At 42.1% G+C, this 17,792-nt stretch carries 11 protein-coding genes; 9 read left to right on the top strand and 2 right to left on the bottom strand.

Annotated features, from left to right (window positions below; all coding sequences use genetic code 11):
* Window positions 1-51: 51 nt before the first annotated feature.
* The 4 genes from ACLCDV_RS18020 to ACLCDV_RS18005 all read left to right on the top strand — a co-directional run bounded on the left by ACLCDV_RS18020 (window position 52) and on the right by ACLCDV_RS18005 (window position 10,071).
* Window positions 52-2,340 (top strand): glycosyl hydrolase family 95 catalytic domain-containing protein, encoded by a 2,289-nt coding sequence (locus ACLCDV_RS18020; RefSeq protein WP_411971829.1) that lies wholly within the window; start codon window positions 52-54, stop codon window positions 2,338-2,340.
* Between the two features lie 67 nt (window positions 2,341-2,407).
* Window positions 2,408-4,642 (top strand): glycoside hydrolase family 3 C-terminal domain-containing protein, encoded by a 2,235-nt coding sequence (locus tag ACLCDV_RS18015; protein ID WP_411971828.1) that lies wholly within the window; start codon window positions 2,408-2,410, stop codon window positions 4,640-4,642.
* Between the two features lie 64 nt (window positions 4,643-4,706).
* Window positions 4,707-7,223, top strand: coding sequence for a beta-galactosidase GalB (gene galB / locus ACLCDV_RS18010; RefSeq protein WP_411971827.1), 2,517 nt, complete (start codon window positions 4,707-4,709; stop codon window positions 7,221-7,223).
* A 4-nt stretch (window positions 7,224-7,227) separates the two neighbouring features.
* Window positions 7,228-10,071 (top strand): hypothetical protein, encoded by a 2,844-nt coding sequence (locus ACLCDV_RS18005; RefSeq protein ID WP_411971826.1) that lies wholly within the window; start codon window positions 7,228-7,230, stop codon window positions 10,069-10,071.
* 107 nt (window positions 10,072-10,178) lie between these two features.
* Here the strand turns inward: ACLCDV_RS18005 and ACLCDV_RS18000 are convergent, their stop codons facing one another.
* Entirely contained in the window at window positions 10,179-11,954 is a 1,776-nt protein-coding gene (locus tag ACLCDV_RS18000; RefSeq protein WP_411971825.1) for a family 43 glycosylhydrolase, read from the bottom strand.
* Window positions 11,955-12,107: 153 nt separating this feature from the next.
* Window positions 12,108-13,157: a hypothetical protein gene (locus tag ACLCDV_RS17995; RefSeq protein WP_411971824.1), complete on the bottom strand. Its 1,050-nt coding sequence runs from the start codon at window positions 13,155-13,157 to the stop codon at window positions 12,108-12,110.
* Window positions 13,158-13,732: 575 nt separating this feature from the next.
* On the opposite strand from ACLCDV_RS17995, the gene ACLCDV_RS17990 reads away from it, so the two are divergent.
* From ACLCDV_RS17990 to ACLCDV_RS17970, 5 genes are all read left to right on the top strand, one after another.
* Window positions 13,733-14,500: a pentapeptide repeat-containing protein gene (locus ACLCDV_RS17990; RefSeq protein ID WP_317665224.1), complete on the top strand. Its 768-nt coding sequence runs from the start codon at window positions 13,733-13,735 to the stop codon at window positions 14,498-14,500.
* A gap of 376 nt (window positions 14,501-14,876) precedes the next feature.
* Window positions 14,877-15,215 carry a PadR family transcriptional regulator gene (locus ACLCDV_RS17985; protein WP_317665226.1) on the top strand — a complete coding sequence of 113 codons (339 nt, stop codon included), beginning with the start codon at window positions 14,877-14,879 and terminating at the stop codon, window positions 15,213-15,215.
* On the top strand, window positions 15,212-15,886 hold the full coding sequence (locus ACLCDV_RS17980) for a hypothetical protein (protein WP_411971823.1): 675 nt from the start codon (window positions 15,212-15,214) through the stop codon (window positions 15,884-15,886). The genes ACLCDV_RS17985 and ACLCDV_RS17980 overlap by 4 nt, the downstream gene beginning before the upstream one ends.
* Before the next feature lie 18 nt (window positions 15,887-15,904).
* Complete coding sequence (locus ACLCDV_RS17975) at window positions 15,905-16,900, top strand: hypothetical protein (protein WP_411971822.1); 996 nt, start codon at window positions 15,905-15,907, stop codon at window positions 16,898-16,900.
* Window positions 16,901-17,066: 166 nt separating this feature from the next.
* Window positions 17,067-17,729 carry a hypothetical protein gene (locus ACLCDV_RS17970; RefSeq protein ID WP_411971821.1) on the top strand — a complete coding sequence of 221 codons (663 nt, stop codon included), beginning with the start codon at window positions 17,067-17,069 and terminating at the stop codon, window positions 17,727-17,729.
* Window positions 17,730-17,792 lie beyond the last annotated feature (63 nt).

Genomic DNA, 17,792 nt, shown 5'->3' with positions numbered 1-17,792 from the left:
ATTGTTCTAGGGAACGCGGGGAGTGAGTCGTCTTTTAAATAAAGTATTATCATGAAATCGCCAAATCTTAAGCTCGTTTTATTTACCTATTTTCTTGGCTTTTGCTCCTTTGGACAAAGTCTGGCTCAACGAAGTCCGATACCGTCAGGTATGTTGGATAGGAGCAAAGCTGTTGTATCACAATATGTAGCCCAATTCGATCGTCCTGCAACACGGATACCATCCCAAGTAGCCGTGGATGCTCCTTTGTTGGGTAATGGCAGTACAGGGGTAGCAATTGCGGGTACAGCTGATAGGCAGACCTATTACCTGGCAAGAAATGATTTTTGGCGGTTAAAATCTGGATTTAACGAGTCTTATCCTGCTGTATTAGGTAAAGTAGAAGTGGCTATTCCAATGTTAAAGAAGGCGAGTTATCAGGTTGATGTGGATCTTTATACAGCAATTGCAACCTCAACCTTTCAGGCAGGAGATACGCTGCTGGAGATCAAATCATTTGTTTCCGAGAAAGATGACTGCTTGATTTTACAATTTCAAAACAAAGGAAAGCAACAAATCAACGGGCAGATTAATCTGCTTCTCCCTGCGGAAGACCAATTTAAAAACAATCCACCAGCCGAGTCACTTTTCCCTGCTGTCACGCAGCAGGAGACGAGAAGTAATGGAACAATATTCGTCAGTAGAGGCTTTGAGGAGCTGGTAGATATTCCGACAAAGGCTGCTGCTGCTGGAAAAATAATCGGACAACAGCAAGCTGATTTCAACTTACATGCAGGCGAGTCACTAACGTATGTATGTGCCTTATCTTCCAATTTCAAAAGTAAGAATTGTGTGGAAAAGGTGCTTAAGACCGTGGATGGTTTAGATCTGAAAAATGTAAAACTGCTCGAACGCGAACATAAAAAGTGTTGGGCAGATTTTTGGTCGGAGTCTTATATTGAAATTCCTGATAAAGTGATCGAAAAACAATATTACCTGTCTCACTATGTGATGGCATCCTGTAGTCGCGATCCGCAATTTGCCCCACCCATCTTTGGAACATGGATTACGCGGGAGATTCCCAATTGGAATGGTGATTACCATTTGAATTATAACTATATGGCGCCTTACTATGGACTTTATTCTTCCAATCATCTTGCTGCAGCAGGTTCGTATGAGCAACCTTTGATCGACTTTATGGAACGGGGTAAGTTCTATTCGAAAGAAATAACAGGGATTTCAGAGGGATTGCTATATCCGGTGGGAATAGGCCCGAAAGGGATGGAAACAACCCGTCAAAATGCAATCATGGAAAGCGTATTTGGTGGATATATCCGAGGTGGACAGGTGGAGCATAAAGGTTTGTTCTTTGGTCAGAAAAGCAATGTGTCCTATGGTGTCACCAATATGGCTACAGCGTTTTATACGACTTATGATCGCAATTATGCACGGAAAATATACCCTTATGTGCGTGGTGCAGCTGTGTTTTGGACCAACTATGTCAAGAAAGATGAAAATGGTCGTTATGTGATTTTTGACGATGCCATTCACGAAGGTACGGTCGGGGATAGTAATCCAATTCTAAGTCTTGGACTGGTAAGGCAGACATTGCAGCTGGCTGCCGATTTAAGTACCTATTTGGATGTGGACCGTCAGTTGGCGGCGAATTGGACACAGGTAAAGGCGAATCTCGCTACTTTTCCGGTTCAGGAAAAAGAGGGGAAATCAGTCTTTCGTTATACCGAAAAGGGACCCGCATGGTGGAATGATAATACACTGGGCATACAGCATATTTTCCCGGCCATGCAGATTGATCTGGAAAGTGATCAGCGTTGGATTACTATTGCACGGAACACGATCGAAAAAATGGGACGTTGGACAGATAACAATGGCACCAATAGTTTTTTTCCTGCAGCGGTTCGTGTAGGCTACAGTGCCGATAGTATACTATATCATTTGCATCGATATAGCCAACATACTTATCCCAATGGATTTCAACGGAACAACCCGCATGGTATAGAAAATTGTAGTACAGTACCGACAACCATTAATCAGATGTTGTGTGGTGTCCATCAGCAGGTGCTAAAATTATTTCCTGTATGGCCCAAACAACAGCATGGGGAATTTGGCAACTTACGTGTGGACGGCGCCTTCCTCGTGTCATCAAAACTCGAAAATGGGGCTGTTACTTATGTAGAAATCTTAAGTGAGCAAGGACGGAATTTGATTCTTGACAATCCTTGGCCGGGACGTAAAATTTCCTGGCGCAAAAATGGAAAAATAATGCAGCCTTTGGAAGGCGATCGCTTGCGTATAGCAACGAAAAAAGGAGATCGTATTTACTTGCAGGTTGCTATCTAGTAAGCCGTAGGGAACTGTTGCTGTTTGAGGAATTAGAAAGGTATACCTGATAAAATAAAACTATAAAATGAAATTTAACCGTTGTTTTTTGAGACTGAATGTCCTGTTTTTGTTGATTATTGCTGGCGGAAAGCAAGTGACCATGGCGCAAAGCAAAAGTTACGCTTTTCTTGATGTAAAAAGAAGTCGGGAGGAACGTATTCAGGATCTGATTGCGCGACTGAGCCTATCGGAAAAGGTGCAAATGATGAAGCACGAGTTTAAGGGCATTCCACGATTGGGCATTCCAGCATACGATTGGTGGAATGAGGCGCTGCACGGTGTTGCACGGACAGAAGAAAAGGTAACAGTGTATCCGCAGGCTATAGGCATGGCGGCTACTTTCAATACGGCTGCTGTCAAACAGATGGGGGATTATACGGCAACAGAAGGTCGCGCATTATTCAATGAAGATCTCAAAGCCGGAAAAACAGGTAAACGCTATCGTGGACTGACCTATTGGACGCCAAATATCAATATTTTTCGTGATCCACGCTGGGGAAGAGGGCAGGAGACGTATGGTGAAGACCCTTATTTGACAGGGCAGATCGGAACAGCTATCGTGCGCGGGCTGGAAGGTGATGATCCACAGTATTTGAAGGCAGTTGCGGCAGCTAAGCATTACGCTGTGCACAGTGGACCCGAGCATAATCGACATTCTTTTAATGCAGAAGTCTCAGCTTATGACCTTTGGGATACCTATCTCCCTGCATTTCGGCAGTTGGTCATGAAAGCTAAAGTACATGGGATCATGTGTGCCTACAACCGTTTGGATGGAATGCCCTGTTGCGGCAATAATGTGTTGCTCAATACTATCTTACGCCATCAATGGGGCTTTAAAGGCTATGTAACTTCGGACTGTGGGGGTATCAATGATTTTGCCAGCGGACATAATACACATCCGGATAATACAGCGGCCGTCAGTGCTGCAGTTTTGGCCGGAACAGATCTCGAATGCGGTAATCTCTATCAATTGTTGGAACAGGGGGTAAAACAAGGTGCATTATCCGAAAAGGATATTGATGTTTCATTAGCCCGACTTTTGCAGATCTGGTTTCAATTGGGAATGTTCGATCCACAGGAACTGGTACCATACGCAAAGATTGGTCGTGAAGTAATTGAAAGTAAATCGCATAAGGCACATGCCTATAAAATGGCGCAGGAGGCTATGGTACTGTTGAAAAATGAGCATAACATGCTGCCCCTTGATCCCAATAAAATAAAAAGAATTGCTTTGATCGGCCCCAATGCCGATAATGGACATGCGCAGTTAGCAAATTACTTTGGTACGCCTTCGGAAATTGTCACACCGCTGAGCAGTTTACAAAAGCGTTATGGAAAGCAAATTGCGATAGACTATTTTCCGGGAACAGAAATCATGAAAAAAATTGATGGCGGTCCTTCTTTTGAAGAAATTGTTAAAAAAGCTGCGGTAGCAGATGTTATTGTTTTCGTTGGCGGTATAACGGCAGACTACGAAGGTGAAGCTGGTGATGCTGGTGCAGCGGGATATGGCGCTTTTGTGAATGGAGACCGTTCGACGATGGCTTCTCCTGAAGTGCAGACGGCCCTTTTAAAAGAACTGAAAAAAACAGGGAAACCACTTGTATTGGTCAACATGTCGGGATCGGTGATGAGCTTCGATTGGGAATCACAGCATGTAGATGCGCTATTGCAGGCATGGTATGGTGGACAGGCGGCCGGCGATGCTATAACGGATGTGCTATTTGGTCGCTATAATCCGGCAGGACGTATGCCTTTGACGACGTATAAAAGTGATGCAGACTTACCTGATTTTGAGGATTACTCGATGGCAAACCGCACCTACCGTTATTTTAGGGGGGAGGTTCGTTATCCATTTGGTTACGGCCTAAGCTATACGAAGTTTGACTATAAACAATTGCATGTGCCTAACTTTGTCGAAACGGGTACTGATGTTCAGGTCACTGTACAGGTAACAAATAACGGCCAGCGTGACGGTGATGAGGTCGTTCAATTATATGTTGTTCATCCAAAAGAAGGCAACTATAAAGTGCCTAATAGTGCTTTAAAAGGTTTTAAGCGCGTATTTTTCAAAAAGGGTCAGTCGCAGAAAATAACCTTCACCTTGACACCGGAAGATCTGGCTTTGGTGAGCGAAAAAGGCGAGTTGATACAAAAAGGTGGCGCTGTAAAAATATATGTTGGTGGCGGTCAGCCGGGGAAATCTGTAGGTGTCGAGACCGAAATGACGATGCAAGGAACAGCGTATCGACCATATTAAGGCAAAATAGAAGAAGGTTAGTATGGACCTTACTGTTAAATAATCAACGAATAAATAAGAATAAATGAAAGTAATTTTCGGAATGTTTCTCGCTATGTTATCCTTCTCCTTATTTGGACAACAGCAGGAAATTACACGCATGGGAAACGCGCGTGTAGCGCTCTTTGATCGGGACTGGAAGTTTTCCCGCTTTGGTTTGCAGGCTGATGGGAATCAATTGGCTGAACCTAATGATTTGTATAAGACCGAATGTAATGATGATACTTGGCGTAGCTTGGATCTACCGCACGATTGGGCTATCGAAGGGCCATTCCGTATTGAGTTGGCCAGTGAATCCGGAAAGCTGCCTTACAAAGGAATAGGCTGGTATAGAAAACATTTTAAAGTCGAAAACCTTCAAGTTGGCGAGCGTGTTTATCTGGATTTTGATGGCGCCATGGCGAATGCTAAAATTTGGTTAAATGGCCGTTATGTGGGAACTTGGCCTTATGGGTATAGTTCCTTTCGTATGGACTTGACACCTTACCTAAAAAAAGATGGAGAGAATGTTCTGGCGGTACGTTTGGATACCGAAAATTGGGAATCAAGGTGGTATAGCGGAGCTGGAATCTATCGTCACGTATGGATGGTACGTACTTCGGACGTACATGTCGCACATTGGGGAACCTCGATTACAACACCTGTTGTCAACGATCAATATGCAACGGTGAAGAATGAAGTGACACTGGATAACTTTCGTTTTTTTCCAGTACATGCTGAGGTCAAAGCGACTTATTTCGAGTTGGATGCACAAGATAAACCTGGAAAACAGGTGGCTACCGCCAGTGGATTTGTAGATCTGCACGCCAATGCAAGTGGCAAACTGAATCTTGAAACGCGTATCAATCAACCGAAACGATGGGATATTCTAGCGCCAAATCGTTATGTAGAAAAGATCGAAGTCATCGTTGATGGCCAAACAAGCGATACCTATTACAGCCCTTTTGGTGTACGGACTATCGCATTCACAGCAAATGAAGGCTTTAAGTTAAACGGCCGTCGCATAGATATAAAAGGGGTATGTAACCATCACGATTTGGGATCATTAGGGGCTGCCTTTAATAAAAGTGCCTTGGAACGTCAGCTTAAAATGTTACAGGCCATGGGTATGAATTCCCTGCGCACATCACACAACCCACCAGCACCAGAATTATTGGAGTTGGCTGATAAAATGGGAATTTTAATTTGGGATGAAGCTTTTGACGCTTGGCGTACAGGTAAGCGCGCAAAAGATTATAATAAATTGTACGATGAGTGGCATGAACGCGATCTGTTGGCCATGGTACACCGCGACCGAAATCATCCGTCGGTATTTATATGGTCCATTGGTAATGAGGTGCTTGAACAACAGGATGTCAACATGACTAGGCATCTGGCCGATATTATTCGTCGAGCAGATCCAACACGACCAGTTTCCAATGGTTATAATGACCCGGATGGCGGCCGTGAGTCGGGCGCAGCAACCGCTTTGGATATTATGGGCGTGAATTATTTCTTCAGTCAACAGGGGCGTTGGGATAAAGATACGCGTTATCAGAACATGCCGACTTTGGGTAGTGAAACTTCTTCCTGTGTTTCCTCCCGCGGCGAATATTTTTTTGGAACCGATTACGATGGCTGGCAGGTTACTTCTTATGATCGGGCTGCTCCGGGATGGGGCTGTTCGCCGGATGCACAGTTCCGGATATTGGCTCAGTATCCAAACCTGCTGGGAGAATATGTTTGGACAGGTTTTGATTATCTGGGCGAACCGACACCTTATAATTCGGCGGAGACCAATTTGTTGAATTTTAGAACGGATCCTGCGAAACGTGCTGAATTGGAAGCCGCATTGGAAGAATTGAAGAAGAAAAATCCACCTTCAAGGAGCAGCTATTTCGGTATTATAGACCTTGCCGGTTTTCCAAAAGATCGGTTTTACCTCTATCAATCCCATTGGCGACCAGACTTACCACTGACGCATATCCTACCGCATTGGACATGGACAAGCAGAAAAGGGGAGATTACGCCGGTACATGTGTATACCTCCGGTACAGAAGCAGAACTTTTTGTCAATGGAAAAAGTCAAGGACGTAAGAAGAAGGTTGCGGGACAGGATTTTCGGTTGCAATGGGATAGTGTGCGTTACGAACCGGGAACGGTTAAGGTAATTGCTTACAAAGACGGCAAGGAATGGTCCAAAGCAGAAATCCAAACCGCTGGAAAGGCCGAAAAACTCCAGATGGAAGCAGATCGTGCGACGATCGATGGCGGACGCTCTGAACTTGTTTTTGTGTCGGTAAAAGTAACTGATAAAAAGGGAACCTTGGTGCCTCAATCGGAGGCGTTGATTGATTTTTCGGTCGAAGGTGCAGGTGAAATTGTATCCACAGATAATGGAAATGCAATTGATTTTACCTCGTTCCAAAGCCATTCGCGTAAAGCGTATAATGGAATGGCATTGGTCATCGTAAGAGCAAAAAAAGGCGCGCAGGGTGCAATCCGAATCAACGCATCGAGTAAGGGTTTGAAAGTGGCTACTGTACAGGTATTGGCAAAATAAAAAGATGAATTACTTTAAAAAACAACTCTATATCCTGTGTCTATTGGGCGTACTGGGCCAGGCAAAGCAGAGCTATAGTCAGCAGCTGCCGCTATTTAGCAAAGAAAGCAACAGCCTGTCTGGAGACTGGCTAATAGGAACTCCCCAGGCGAAGGCAGGGCTTTTCAAGACAAAAGAAGGTCATTTGGTCTTTTCCAATGGTTTGGTCAGCCGTACATTTACGACTTTTCCAAATGTAGCCAGTATTGGTTTGGATGAATTGACTGGAAATACAGCATTTCTACGGTCGATTCGACCTGAGGCCAGCGTAACAATCGATGGGTTTACCTTTGATGTCGGCGGATTGGAAGGACAGAAGGTACATAATTATTTACTGAAAGAATGGATCCCAAGTTTAAAGGCAAACCCCATGGCTTTTAAATTCCATGACTATAAAATTGAAGATACAAAACCCCGTTTTGGCTGGAAAAAGAGACCAAACTGGATGCCAAAAGATATGCCTTGGCCTGTGCCGGGCAAAGAGCTGACATTTACCTATACATTGGATCAGCAGGCGATCGATGCGCTTACCGCAAAGAGCAAAAGTGACCAAAATAGGGCATTGCTGTTGGAAGATAAATTTCAGCATCTGGATTGCGGATGGAAGTTGATGGTTTCAAAATCACATGCGCGTAATTCCTTTGTCAATGAAGGAAAAGTGGGCGAAATTATGGCACTTGAAAATGCAGCTGTGTTCGCTGAAAGAACAGTTCCTCAGGAGGTAAAGGTACTCGTAGCCAAGATGAATAAAGGTACTGATCACTCCAACGATTGGGGATTGGGTTTTGGACTAAGCCTAACGAATGGTACTCCCAGGCTTTATTGGCGAGCAAGCGAAGGCAAGGTTGTTTTTTTTGATGGCAAACGCGATAACGGAACTTTCGATGTTGGTAAAGCCGATCAGCTATGGTTTAGATATGAAATAGCGGATAAAGAATTAGTGGCACAAGCCTCTTTGGACGGACAACAATGGCGTACTGTTGGTCATCTTCCACTAAAGTCGGGTGATAAGATACAACTGGTCCGTGTTGGAAAAATGGATCCAAACGGCGGGAATAAGGATGGTAAGGCTTCGGCGAAGGAAGGTCGCTCCAAAATAGAAGGTTTTTGGGCATACGGTGATTTTCCATCCCAATTTGCAGGCGATCTGTCCAGTAAACTTGCTTATATGAAAAACGTTACGGTACAGGTTCATTATGATCTTTATGATGACATGCCGATCTTTAGTAAGTGGATTACCGTGCAGAATCAGTCGGATCGGGAAATTGTGGTTAATAGCTTTAAGAGTGAGCAATTGGCTGTATTTGAGCCCGAAAGTTCGGTGGATCATAGAAGCCGTTGGTTATACCCCAATATCACCGTGGAAACAGATTATACATTTGGCGGTATGAGCGAGGAAGTCGTTTATTCCTCGAGTCTGGAGTGGAAAAAAGACCCGCTCTATACGACGCAGGTACACTACGACCGGGAGACACCCTGTCTATTGGAAGTTGCACCTAAAATGGGGCCTGAACAACAGGTTGCCGCCGGTGCGGAATTTGCGAGTTATCGCGTTTGGGAGCTGTTGAACGATAGCTGGGAACGCGAACGTAAGAGCCTTGGATATCGAAAAATGCTGCGCTCCATGGCGCCATGGGCGACTGAAAATCCAATATTGATGCATGTACGGAGTTCGGACAACGAGTCGGTGAAAAAGGCAATTGATCAAGCCGCGGAAGTTGGTTTTGAAATGGTGATTATGACCTTTTGGTCTGGATTCAATGCCGAAGATGATTCTCCCGAAAATCTCAAGCGTATGAAGGAGCTTGCTGACTATGCACATAGCAAAGGAATTGAACTTGGGGGCTATTCGCTCCTTGCGAGTCGGCATATTGATGCTAAAAATGACGTTGTGCTACCTGAAGGCATGCACCCTCGCTTTGGAAGTTCACCCTGTATTGAGAGTGAATGGGGGCAGGCTTACTTCAAAAAGCTGTATAACCTGTATGAAAGTTCGGGATTGGGCGTATTTGAGCACGATGGATCCTATCCTGGAGATTGGTGCTATTCCACCGATCACCCCGGGCATCATAATGAAAAAGACTCGCAATGGAATCAGTTTAAACGGATCACTGATTTTTACAAATGGTGCCGTGAAAAGGGAATCTACCTGAATATTCCGGATATGTATTTCTTGAATGGCGGCAACAAAGTCGGGATGGGCTACCGTGAGGCAAACTGGTCCTTACCGAGGGCACAACAGGAGATTGTGGAAAGACAGAATATTTTTGATGGTACCTGGGCAAAGGCGCCGTCTATGGGCTGGATGTTTGTTCCTTTGGTAGAATATCAAGGTGGAGGCAAAGAGGCGACGATCGAGCCTTTGAAGGATCACCTACCGCATTACGAGCAACGGCTAGCCAACTTGTTTGGTGCAGGTGTACAGGCCTGTTATCGTGGACCACAGCTTTATGACTCCCCAGAGACGAAAAACGTAGTGGCCAAATGGGTGAATTTTTACAAGAAACACCGTGAAGTTTTGGACAGTGATATTATCCATGTGAGACGTCCTGACGGGATGGATTATGATGCTATTTTGCACGTGAATCCGGCTGGAAAAGAAAAAGGATTACTAATGATCTATAATCCATTGGACGAAGCGATAAAACGAAAAATTAAGGTCAACTTGTATTATACCGGCCTGAAAGGAAATGTGCAAGTGGTTGAGCAAGATCAGAACAGTAGGACAATGCCATTAAATGCAGCCTCGGAAGCGATCTTTGAGGTCAATATACCGGCAAAAAGTCAAACTTGGTTCGTCATTAAGTAAGCCGTTGGGCGAACGTTTCGGATCAAGATTTCAATTTTTTAAAGAGTCTTCTCATCATTATGATGAGAGGACTTTTTTTTACGAAATAGGATAAGCCATGCCATACGTTATTCAATATGGAGCAATTTTTTGCGCTGTTGCGAATGACCGTTTTCATTAAAAGCCTCTACCGAAAAATAGTAGTCCTGACCGCTGTTGAAACTACGGCCATCAAATTTGTTTTCATAGACCACGATCGCATTGTATAATTTGTCGGATTTAATGCCCCAACGGAGAATATAACCTTTGGCATTTGGCGATGTCGGCCAATGTAGTGTAATCTGGCGACGATCTTTTGTATTGCGTTTCCCTATCAAGGTGTTGATTCCCTGTGGTTTTTGCCCCAAACCATGACCGAAAATTCGAAAATCATAAAGCGAAAATTTACCAGGGATCTCTTTCTTATTGGTCAGGCGGACATAACGTGCGTTGACTTTGAGATCGAGGTTAAATAATTCATGCGGGTGATCTTTTGTGTTTTTGCTTTGGTCTATCATTGGGAGCCATTTTTTGCCATCGCTGGAGTATTCGATCACATATTGATAGCAATAAGACTGGGGTGCTTTAAGCTGGAAATCTTGATCGGCGAAATTCACCTGTACAGCACGGATGGACATGTTCTTTTCGAGGTCAATCTGTATATATTCACCGATAGCGCCCGAAGCTGCCGACCACCAGCTTTCTATCCGTTCATCGTTAGCGTAAATTTTAGGGAATTTATCCAGTTCACTGGATACCTGAATGGGCTTGTTTTGAGACAAAAGGTTGTACGGTAGAGAAAGATCTCGCTTCTCGAGATCGACTTTGGTATTGGGAATCTGAAAGGGGAGATCGGTGTATACTGTTTGCGCGTAAAGCTGACCTTCCTTGTCAAAAAATGCTGGAAAAAGACCGATACGTCGTTCAAACCAGTCTCGCACCGAAATTTTCATGGTCGCTACATGCCAATAGTTGCCCAGTTTGTCCTGGAAGGTATGTCCATGACCTGCGCCTGCAATAAAACCACCTGGTTTATAAGAAAAAGGACTATTGGCTTCATAGCGAAACGGTCCCAAAGGTGAATTGGCAGTGTAAACACCATCGGCATAACTTCTGAATTGCGTGCCCGGAGATGCGTATTGGAGATAGTACACTCCTTTGTGTTTAATCATTGTTGCCCCTTCGTTCCAACCGGAAGTTCCCAGTTCGTTATGCTCACCCTGTACTTCCCAGCCATATTGTTTTTCATGATGTTGAATCAATACTTGTGGGGTACCAATGGGTTTGAAACCATCGTTAGGATCTACCTCCACGCCCATGATGGGATCAACGTTTGAACATCCCCAATACAGATAGACTTTACCAGTATCGTCCTTGAAGAAGGCTGGATCTGTCATGCCAATGGTAAATTTGGTCGGTATGGGTTCCCACTGATCCTGATCAGGATTGGTTGTTTTATAAATTTGGGGTTTTCCACCCGAAGCCAAAAAGTAAAGTGCACCATTGTAATTTAATACAGTAGGTGCATAAGCTTCAATGCTGCCAATACTTTTGCAAGGGATATACAGCCAGTCTTTTAAATCTGAGGAGCGCCAATATCCACCGGACTTCGACGCAAATAAATAATATTGGTCGTTGAAAAGCTCGATGATGGGATCTGCTGCTTCCCGTCTACTGGGACTTTCGGGCATAAAACGATATTCCAATGCCAAAGGATTAGCGATGATTTTTGTGGTCTGTTGTCCATAAACAAGCCCAGAAAGAGCGCTTGTACCGAAAAGAATCGCTATAAAAGTCTTCCTGAACCTATTTTTGATTGCTGTTGCAGTTTGCTGTTTTATGGGTTTATCTATTGGCTTTTGCATAATTTTCTCTTTCTAATAAAGACGATTGAAAGGGGTAGTTCCCTAAAATTTGCAATATACTTCCTGATGTCAAAAATGAAATAAATCCAGGATTTGAAATTTTCCATTGGACTATTTTATCCATTTTTTGATTTCATCATAAAATGTTGTCAGCTACCTGCTGTCCTCTTTCTTGGGAGGCCAAGCAACAAACACGCCCGTTTCGAGTGTAAGTTCACCAGTTGCAGCATTATAACTATCCTTGGATAGGACAGGGATTTCACCGGCTACTTTACTTTGTTCGGGATTGTGTGTACGGTTATGGTAAGTCGGCACTTTTTCAAGCTTGACCAATTTACCATTGATGCGTAGATTTTTTTGAATGATGGTTACCTTAGGCAATTTGTCGTATCGGATGACATTCAACCCTTCGAGGTCCCGCGGTCTTTGGGCGAAATCGATAAAATATTTGTATTGCTCCAAGAACGATGTAATATGTTCTTTCATCTGGATCTTTTTACCTGGGAAGGCTAGGGATCCTACATTGACCACTTTTTTTGTGCTTAAATCTTCGACATACATGGTGACCCAGGTATGTTCATAATCGCCCCAACTGAAATAGGTTTCTTTGGGATTAATTGTATCTGGTACTGCTTTGCCAGCAATATAGCCTTCTTTTTTTAATGTGATGCGATAAGAACCTTTGTGCCAGCCTACGGTATTGCGGACACTGATAAAATCACCCTCCGCATCTGAACTGGCATAATATCCTGTAGTTTTTAATGCCTTTTTTGTCCGTTCAAACCAACGGGAAAAGATGCCATTAAATTTGATATCCTCTTCTTTGCCTGTCTTAACACTGATACCGCCACCAGCCGATTGAATACCACAATATAAAAGGATATTATTTAGGGATATATTAAAGGGTGAAATATAAAATGAATAGTGGTCGGGGATGTCATCTTTTACAATAATATCAATGGAAATAGAATGGAAATCATTGACGGCAGAGTCCAATACATAATAGGAATTGGTATAATGTAAAGGAGGTAAGATGAGACTGTCGGGATAGACATATTCCGTAGCCATCTTCTTCTTGAGTTCTTCATCTATACTGCTATTTTCATATTTTTTTTTAAGCTCCTCTTTGGTTTGGGAAAAGGCCGTGCCACTGAATAAGGTAAGCGGTACAAGCACCGTCAAAATATTTTTTATCAATTTCATAAACAGTTTTAATTGTGTCTACCAATATACTTTTTTTTCTTTTGAGGTTAAAGGGCTAATTAACCAGCTGATTAAAATAATACAACAGGCGAATCGTAAATCATTTTTGGCGAATTGTAAACGGTGGGCTGAATCTCTGGTCTAGTACTTTATATTTGGTTCCAAGAAATGCTAAAATGTAGATTGAAGCTTTTTCAAAGAAGGAAATAGGCGGTATTAATTCGCTAATTTGTTGTGTTGTAGGTGTATGTGGGGCATTTTAATTTTAATTGTCATAGTAGATAGTGCCTTATACTTAAGGTGAATGTTTTTCATAGGTAGTAAGCCGTAAAGGACTCCCCGTTCTTACGGCTTTTTTTGTTTACTGGTTAGCATATTGCTATATTTCATCGCTGTCTAGATTCTATCTTTTTTGGTGGTTTGAGACTTGGAAAGAAAAAAATAAAAAAAGTCAAAATTTCTTTAGGACGTTTTGTCTTTCCCGTTGTCATCCTTGTATAAATGGAGATTTTGGCCGTTAAAGATCCATTTGCAATGCAACTACTATGAAATTTTAGCCTATTAATAAATTTAGCATGGCACTGACTAATAAAATATTCCAGCAAAGTGAGATTGAAAGTTTTGAATTCAATCACAAAGTTTTAAAAAACTGCTCCTTTATCGACTGTACGATAAAGGGAAAAAATTTCATGAACTCCATGTTTCGTGATTGCAAGTTTATTCGATGTACGTTTGTGGACTGTAATTTTCAGTCTGTTGTCTTTCAGGAATCTGGGCTTTGGGTGGAAAGTACATTCGAAGCGAATGATTTTTCAAAAGCCATCATCGGAAATCTAAAAATTGAAAAGTCGTCATTTCTTCACAATACATTTGACAAAACAACCTTTGACGGTACTGCTTTGGTGCACGTAGTTTTTAAAGGAAAGATCAATTCTTCGTGGTTCTATGGCATTCCTTTTACGGAAGATTTATACTCCACCAATCTTTTTATTCTCAAAAAAGCAAAACCATTAAAGACACCCTTAGTCAATTTTGGTCATGCTGAACTGAAGGACGTTGTGTTTTCTCGTGGCTTAGATCTCTCTAGTACGGTTTTTCCAAACCAGGAACATCTTAAAATCATCAATAATCCAAGACGTTTTTTTGATAGTTTTCTCAAAAGGTCAAAAGAAGTATTTACGGATAATGAGTCGCTGGTTTTTTGTCGAGACCTGGTGGATAACGTATTGTATAAACCGGAAAATAGAGGGATGCCCATCCTATTGGTGGACTTAAATCAGTTTTATCCGTCGTTGAATGAAAATAGGGATCGCTTAATTGTTGATCTCCTGAAAGCAGGATAATCATATCATTCTATATATAATTGTTAGTGCAAAGCCGTTTAGAGTTCCCAGCTCTGGCGGCTTTTTCGCTTCATCCTTGCTTATGTCATTGTTCGCTCTTGCCAGTGCCTTTGTTCGCTCTTGTATCTGGCAGGCACTTACCTGAGATCTAGTGTTTGCCTAGTGAACTAGGTAAACACTAGGTGAACGCTAGGTGATTCATAGAGATTTGGTCGATTATTTCCAAAAGCAGGGCAGAAGCAGTCCAGTCAAAAGGCTGTACAGGGGCCATAGCTGATGGGGACGGTTAAAATACAACCTACTGTATCATAGTTTTTTTATATTTTGTATATATAAGAAAATTAGGTATATTTAGTTAATTGTTTAAGAGGAAAAAATGAAAGATACGAAGTTATTAAAAGGCACTTTACAGACGATTATTCTAAAGCTATTGTCTGGAACAAAAAGAATGTATGGCTACGAAATGACTCAACAGGTAAAACTCTTAACCGAAGGGGAGTTTATCCTGACAGAGGGAGCGCTCTATCCGGCATTACATAAGCTAGAAGCGGAAGGACTCCTGGATACAACAATCGAAGTAGTCGATGGAAGAGCAAGAAAGTATTATTCCTTGACCGTGAAGGGAAAAAAAGCTCAAGTAAGTAAAATGAAAGATGCGTTGACCTTTGTGGAGAAGTTGCAGGTTATCTTGAACACTAAACCAATTGTATCATGACAGAAAAGAAATTGACCAAAGCGGAATTGGGTGTTCTAATGGATTTTATTCGTTCTAAAGGATATCCTTATGTTGATGTTCAGCTTGAAATTTTGGATCACTTTGCTTGTAAGGTAGAGGAACTGATGTCTTCAGATGCCAATATATCTTTCAATCGAGCCGTTGATCTCGCCTATGCCAATTTTGGACCTTCGGGCTTTGGAGGCATCGCAGCCAGTTATGAATTGAATCTGGAACGTAAACAGATCAATAAATTTCCTGCTGATTTTTTACAATTCGTCAAGCATTGGCATAGTGCAATTTATATCCTGTACTTCACATTGTTCTATTATTTTGTGCCGCTCGATGCAGATGCTTTTTGGACGGGATTAAAATTAGGGATGATCGGTACACTGGTTTTTTATATTCCTGTATACGTGTTGCGGCATCGGCCTAGAGGGAGCAAATACTACGTTTATCGCAATTATCTTGGTTTAACGATACCGATTATGGTTTTGATCATTGGGTTGGTTTCTTCGGAATGGATCGTTAATTATATTCCTTTAGCTTTGTATCGTATTGTTATTCTTATTTTTATGTATGTTGGATTAGGAATTTTGTATATATTTGAGAAGAATCTAAAGGCCATTGTCCGACGGGTAGATGAGATCGAAGTGCTGCACCAGAGCTGACGATTAATTTTTTAAATTATGAAATATCTTTTCCTGTTGTTACTAAGCATTTGTTTTTTGTCCAGCTGTGACAAAGAAGAGGCTGACTTTGACTCCATGGAGATCGATGGTGGAGCTACAGCGAAAAGATATCAATTTGTAGGACGTTCCGTCGGATTTTCGGTTAGTCAGATCTACGTGGATGGTACTACAGACAAGAACTTCTATTTGGGGACAGTTTGGGGATTAAAAGATACCACTCCCCAGCTAAAACTAGCCTCTCTTCGCAATCATTTTAAACCTTTCAAAAGCGCAATTTCATCTACGCAGCCAACATTAGCTGCTATTCGTACCATTCCTGGATTTGATGCTGTTCGAGCTTTTGCGAAGAAAAGCAAGGGCGAACCGGCTGTTTTGGAGCAGTCGTCAGTAGGGGCATTTTTCGATTATAGGGCGATACGTTACCATCTTAATAATAGCCCTGATGTAGATAGTGTCTTGAAATTGGTCCGTCACCAGGATTCCACCACGATAAAAAGAGCAAATAGCCTGCTGTTGCGTCGCGAACATATTACTTTTAGTCTCCATGTAGACCCCGCGGATTATGCAAAGGCTTTTAACAAGGATGAACTTGGAAAGTTAAAAAAGACAGGATATAATCCCTACTATGTTTCGTCAGTCAACTACGGTACACACTCGATCATGATGGGAGAAAGTGATTTTCCACGTGGTGATCTTAAAAATGTATTGGAAAAATTGCTGTACAATCAATTTCTGACGAAAACCGACGAAACGGTATTAAAAGGATCCGACGTATTGGTTTATCTGCGTGGCGGACGTCAAACAAGTTTTATTAGACGTGCGACAGGTTTAGACGCAATTAAAAAACTTGTGGCTGATTATAAAAATGAACTGGAACTGCAACAAAATAGCTTTGATTACCCCGTTAGCTATAGCTTAAGAGGTCTCGATTCCTATGGGCATCTGAAATTCTGGTACTCTTATGATTTTCTCGTTCGTGAGGAGAAGGAATGATTTTTAATTAAGTGTATAGATAATTAAAGGTTTTTTTTACATTTGGGCTATTGTCGCAAACGGCATTATAGCGTTGTTTTTGTCTATCTATTTTGAACAAGGCATAACCATTGGCCTTTTTGCCTAAATACCATTATTAGCTATAAACAATTATTAAAGAAGAACTATGGAAGAAACAATTAAGACATTGATCTACGTTCACGCATTTTTTGGTGGGATAGGATTGATTACCGGCCTGATAAGTGTGGCTGTAAAAAAGGGGGGAGCAGGGCACAAGAAAATGGGGATTATATTTTCCTATGCGATGGTGATTAGTTCTTTAATTTCACTCGTTATTGCGAGGATGCCGGGCCACGAAAACATATTTTTATTTTTGATCGGTATCTTTACCATCTATCTCATCCTAGCAGGTAATCGCGCATTGACTTTACGCAGTAAAATTAAACAACAGGCCGATTGGAAAGACAAACTGATTTCCGGCACAATGCTACTTGTATCGGCCGGTATGTTATGTCTTGGTTTAATTGGATTGGTACAACAGGTGGCAAATTCTGTTTTATATGTCTTTTTTGGTGGTTTTGGCGCATTTATGAGTATTCGGGATTTTCAGTTATTCAAAATTTTCAAAGAAAAGAAAAATGCCTGGCTGGTGAGTCACCTAGGTCGTATGGTAGGCGCTTTGATTGCATCAGTCACTGCGTTTTTAGTTGCAGGCATTCAGCTTGGTTCCACGCTAGTTTGGGTTATGCCAACGATATTAGGTACCTTATATATTATTTATACCAGTCGAACTTTGAACAGAGGAACGCAAGTTGCTACAGAAAAATAGAATTACTATAAAACTAAAGGGGTTTCCATACAATATTATATGGAAACCCCTTTAGTTTTATAC

Source organism: Sphingobacterium sp. Lzh-3, assembly GCF_046764375.1.
Lineage (GTDB): Bacteria > Bacteroidota > Bacteroidia > Sphingobacteriales > Sphingobacteriaceae > Sphingobacterium.
This window is presented reverse-complemented; position numbering and strand designations above follow the sequence as displayed.

Bases quoted from the DNA above. Each gene is read 5' to 3' on its own strand.
- ACLCDV_RS18020 (WP_411971829.1), top strand. From the start codon at position 52: ATGAAATCGCCAAATCTTAAGCTCGTTTTATTTACCTATTTTCTTGGC.
- ACLCDV_RS18015 (WP_411971828.1), top strand. From the start codon at position 2,408: ATGAAATTTAACCGTTGTTTTTTGAGACTGAATGTCCTGTTTTTGTTG.
- galB (WP_411971827.1), top strand. From the start codon at position 4,707: ATGAAAGTAATTTTCGGAATGTTTCTCGCTATGTTATCCTTCTCCTTA.
- ACLCDV_RS18005 (WP_411971826.1), top strand. From the start codon at position 7,228: ATGAATTACTTTAAAAAACAACTCTATATCCTGTGTCTATTGGGCGTA.
- ACLCDV_RS18000 (WP_411971825.1), bottom strand. From the start codon at position 11,954: ATGCAAAAGCCAATAGATAAACCCATAAAACAGCAAACTGCAACAGCA.
- ACLCDV_RS17995 (WP_411971824.1), bottom strand. From the start codon at position 13,157: ATGAAATTGATAAAAAATATTTTGACGGTGCTTGTACCGCTTACCTTA.
- ACLCDV_RS17990 (WP_317665224.1), top strand. From the start codon at position 13,733: ATGGCACTGACTAATAAAATATTCCAGCAAAGTGAGATTGAAAGTTTT.
- ACLCDV_RS17985 (WP_317665226.1), top strand. From the start codon at position 14,877: ATGAAAGATACGAAGTTATTAAAAGGCACTTTACAGACGATTATTCTA.
- ACLCDV_RS17980 (WP_411971823.1), top strand. From the start codon at position 15,212: ATGACAGAAAAGAAATTGACCAAAGCGGAATTGGGTGTTCTAATGGAT.
- ACLCDV_RS17975 (WP_411971822.1), top strand. From the start codon at position 15,905: ATGAAATATCTTTTCCTGTTGTTACTAAGCATTTGTTTTTTGTCCAGC.
- ACLCDV_RS17970 (WP_411971821.1), top strand. From the start codon at position 17,067: ATGGAAGAAACAATTAAGACATTGATCTACGTTCACGCATTTTTTGGT.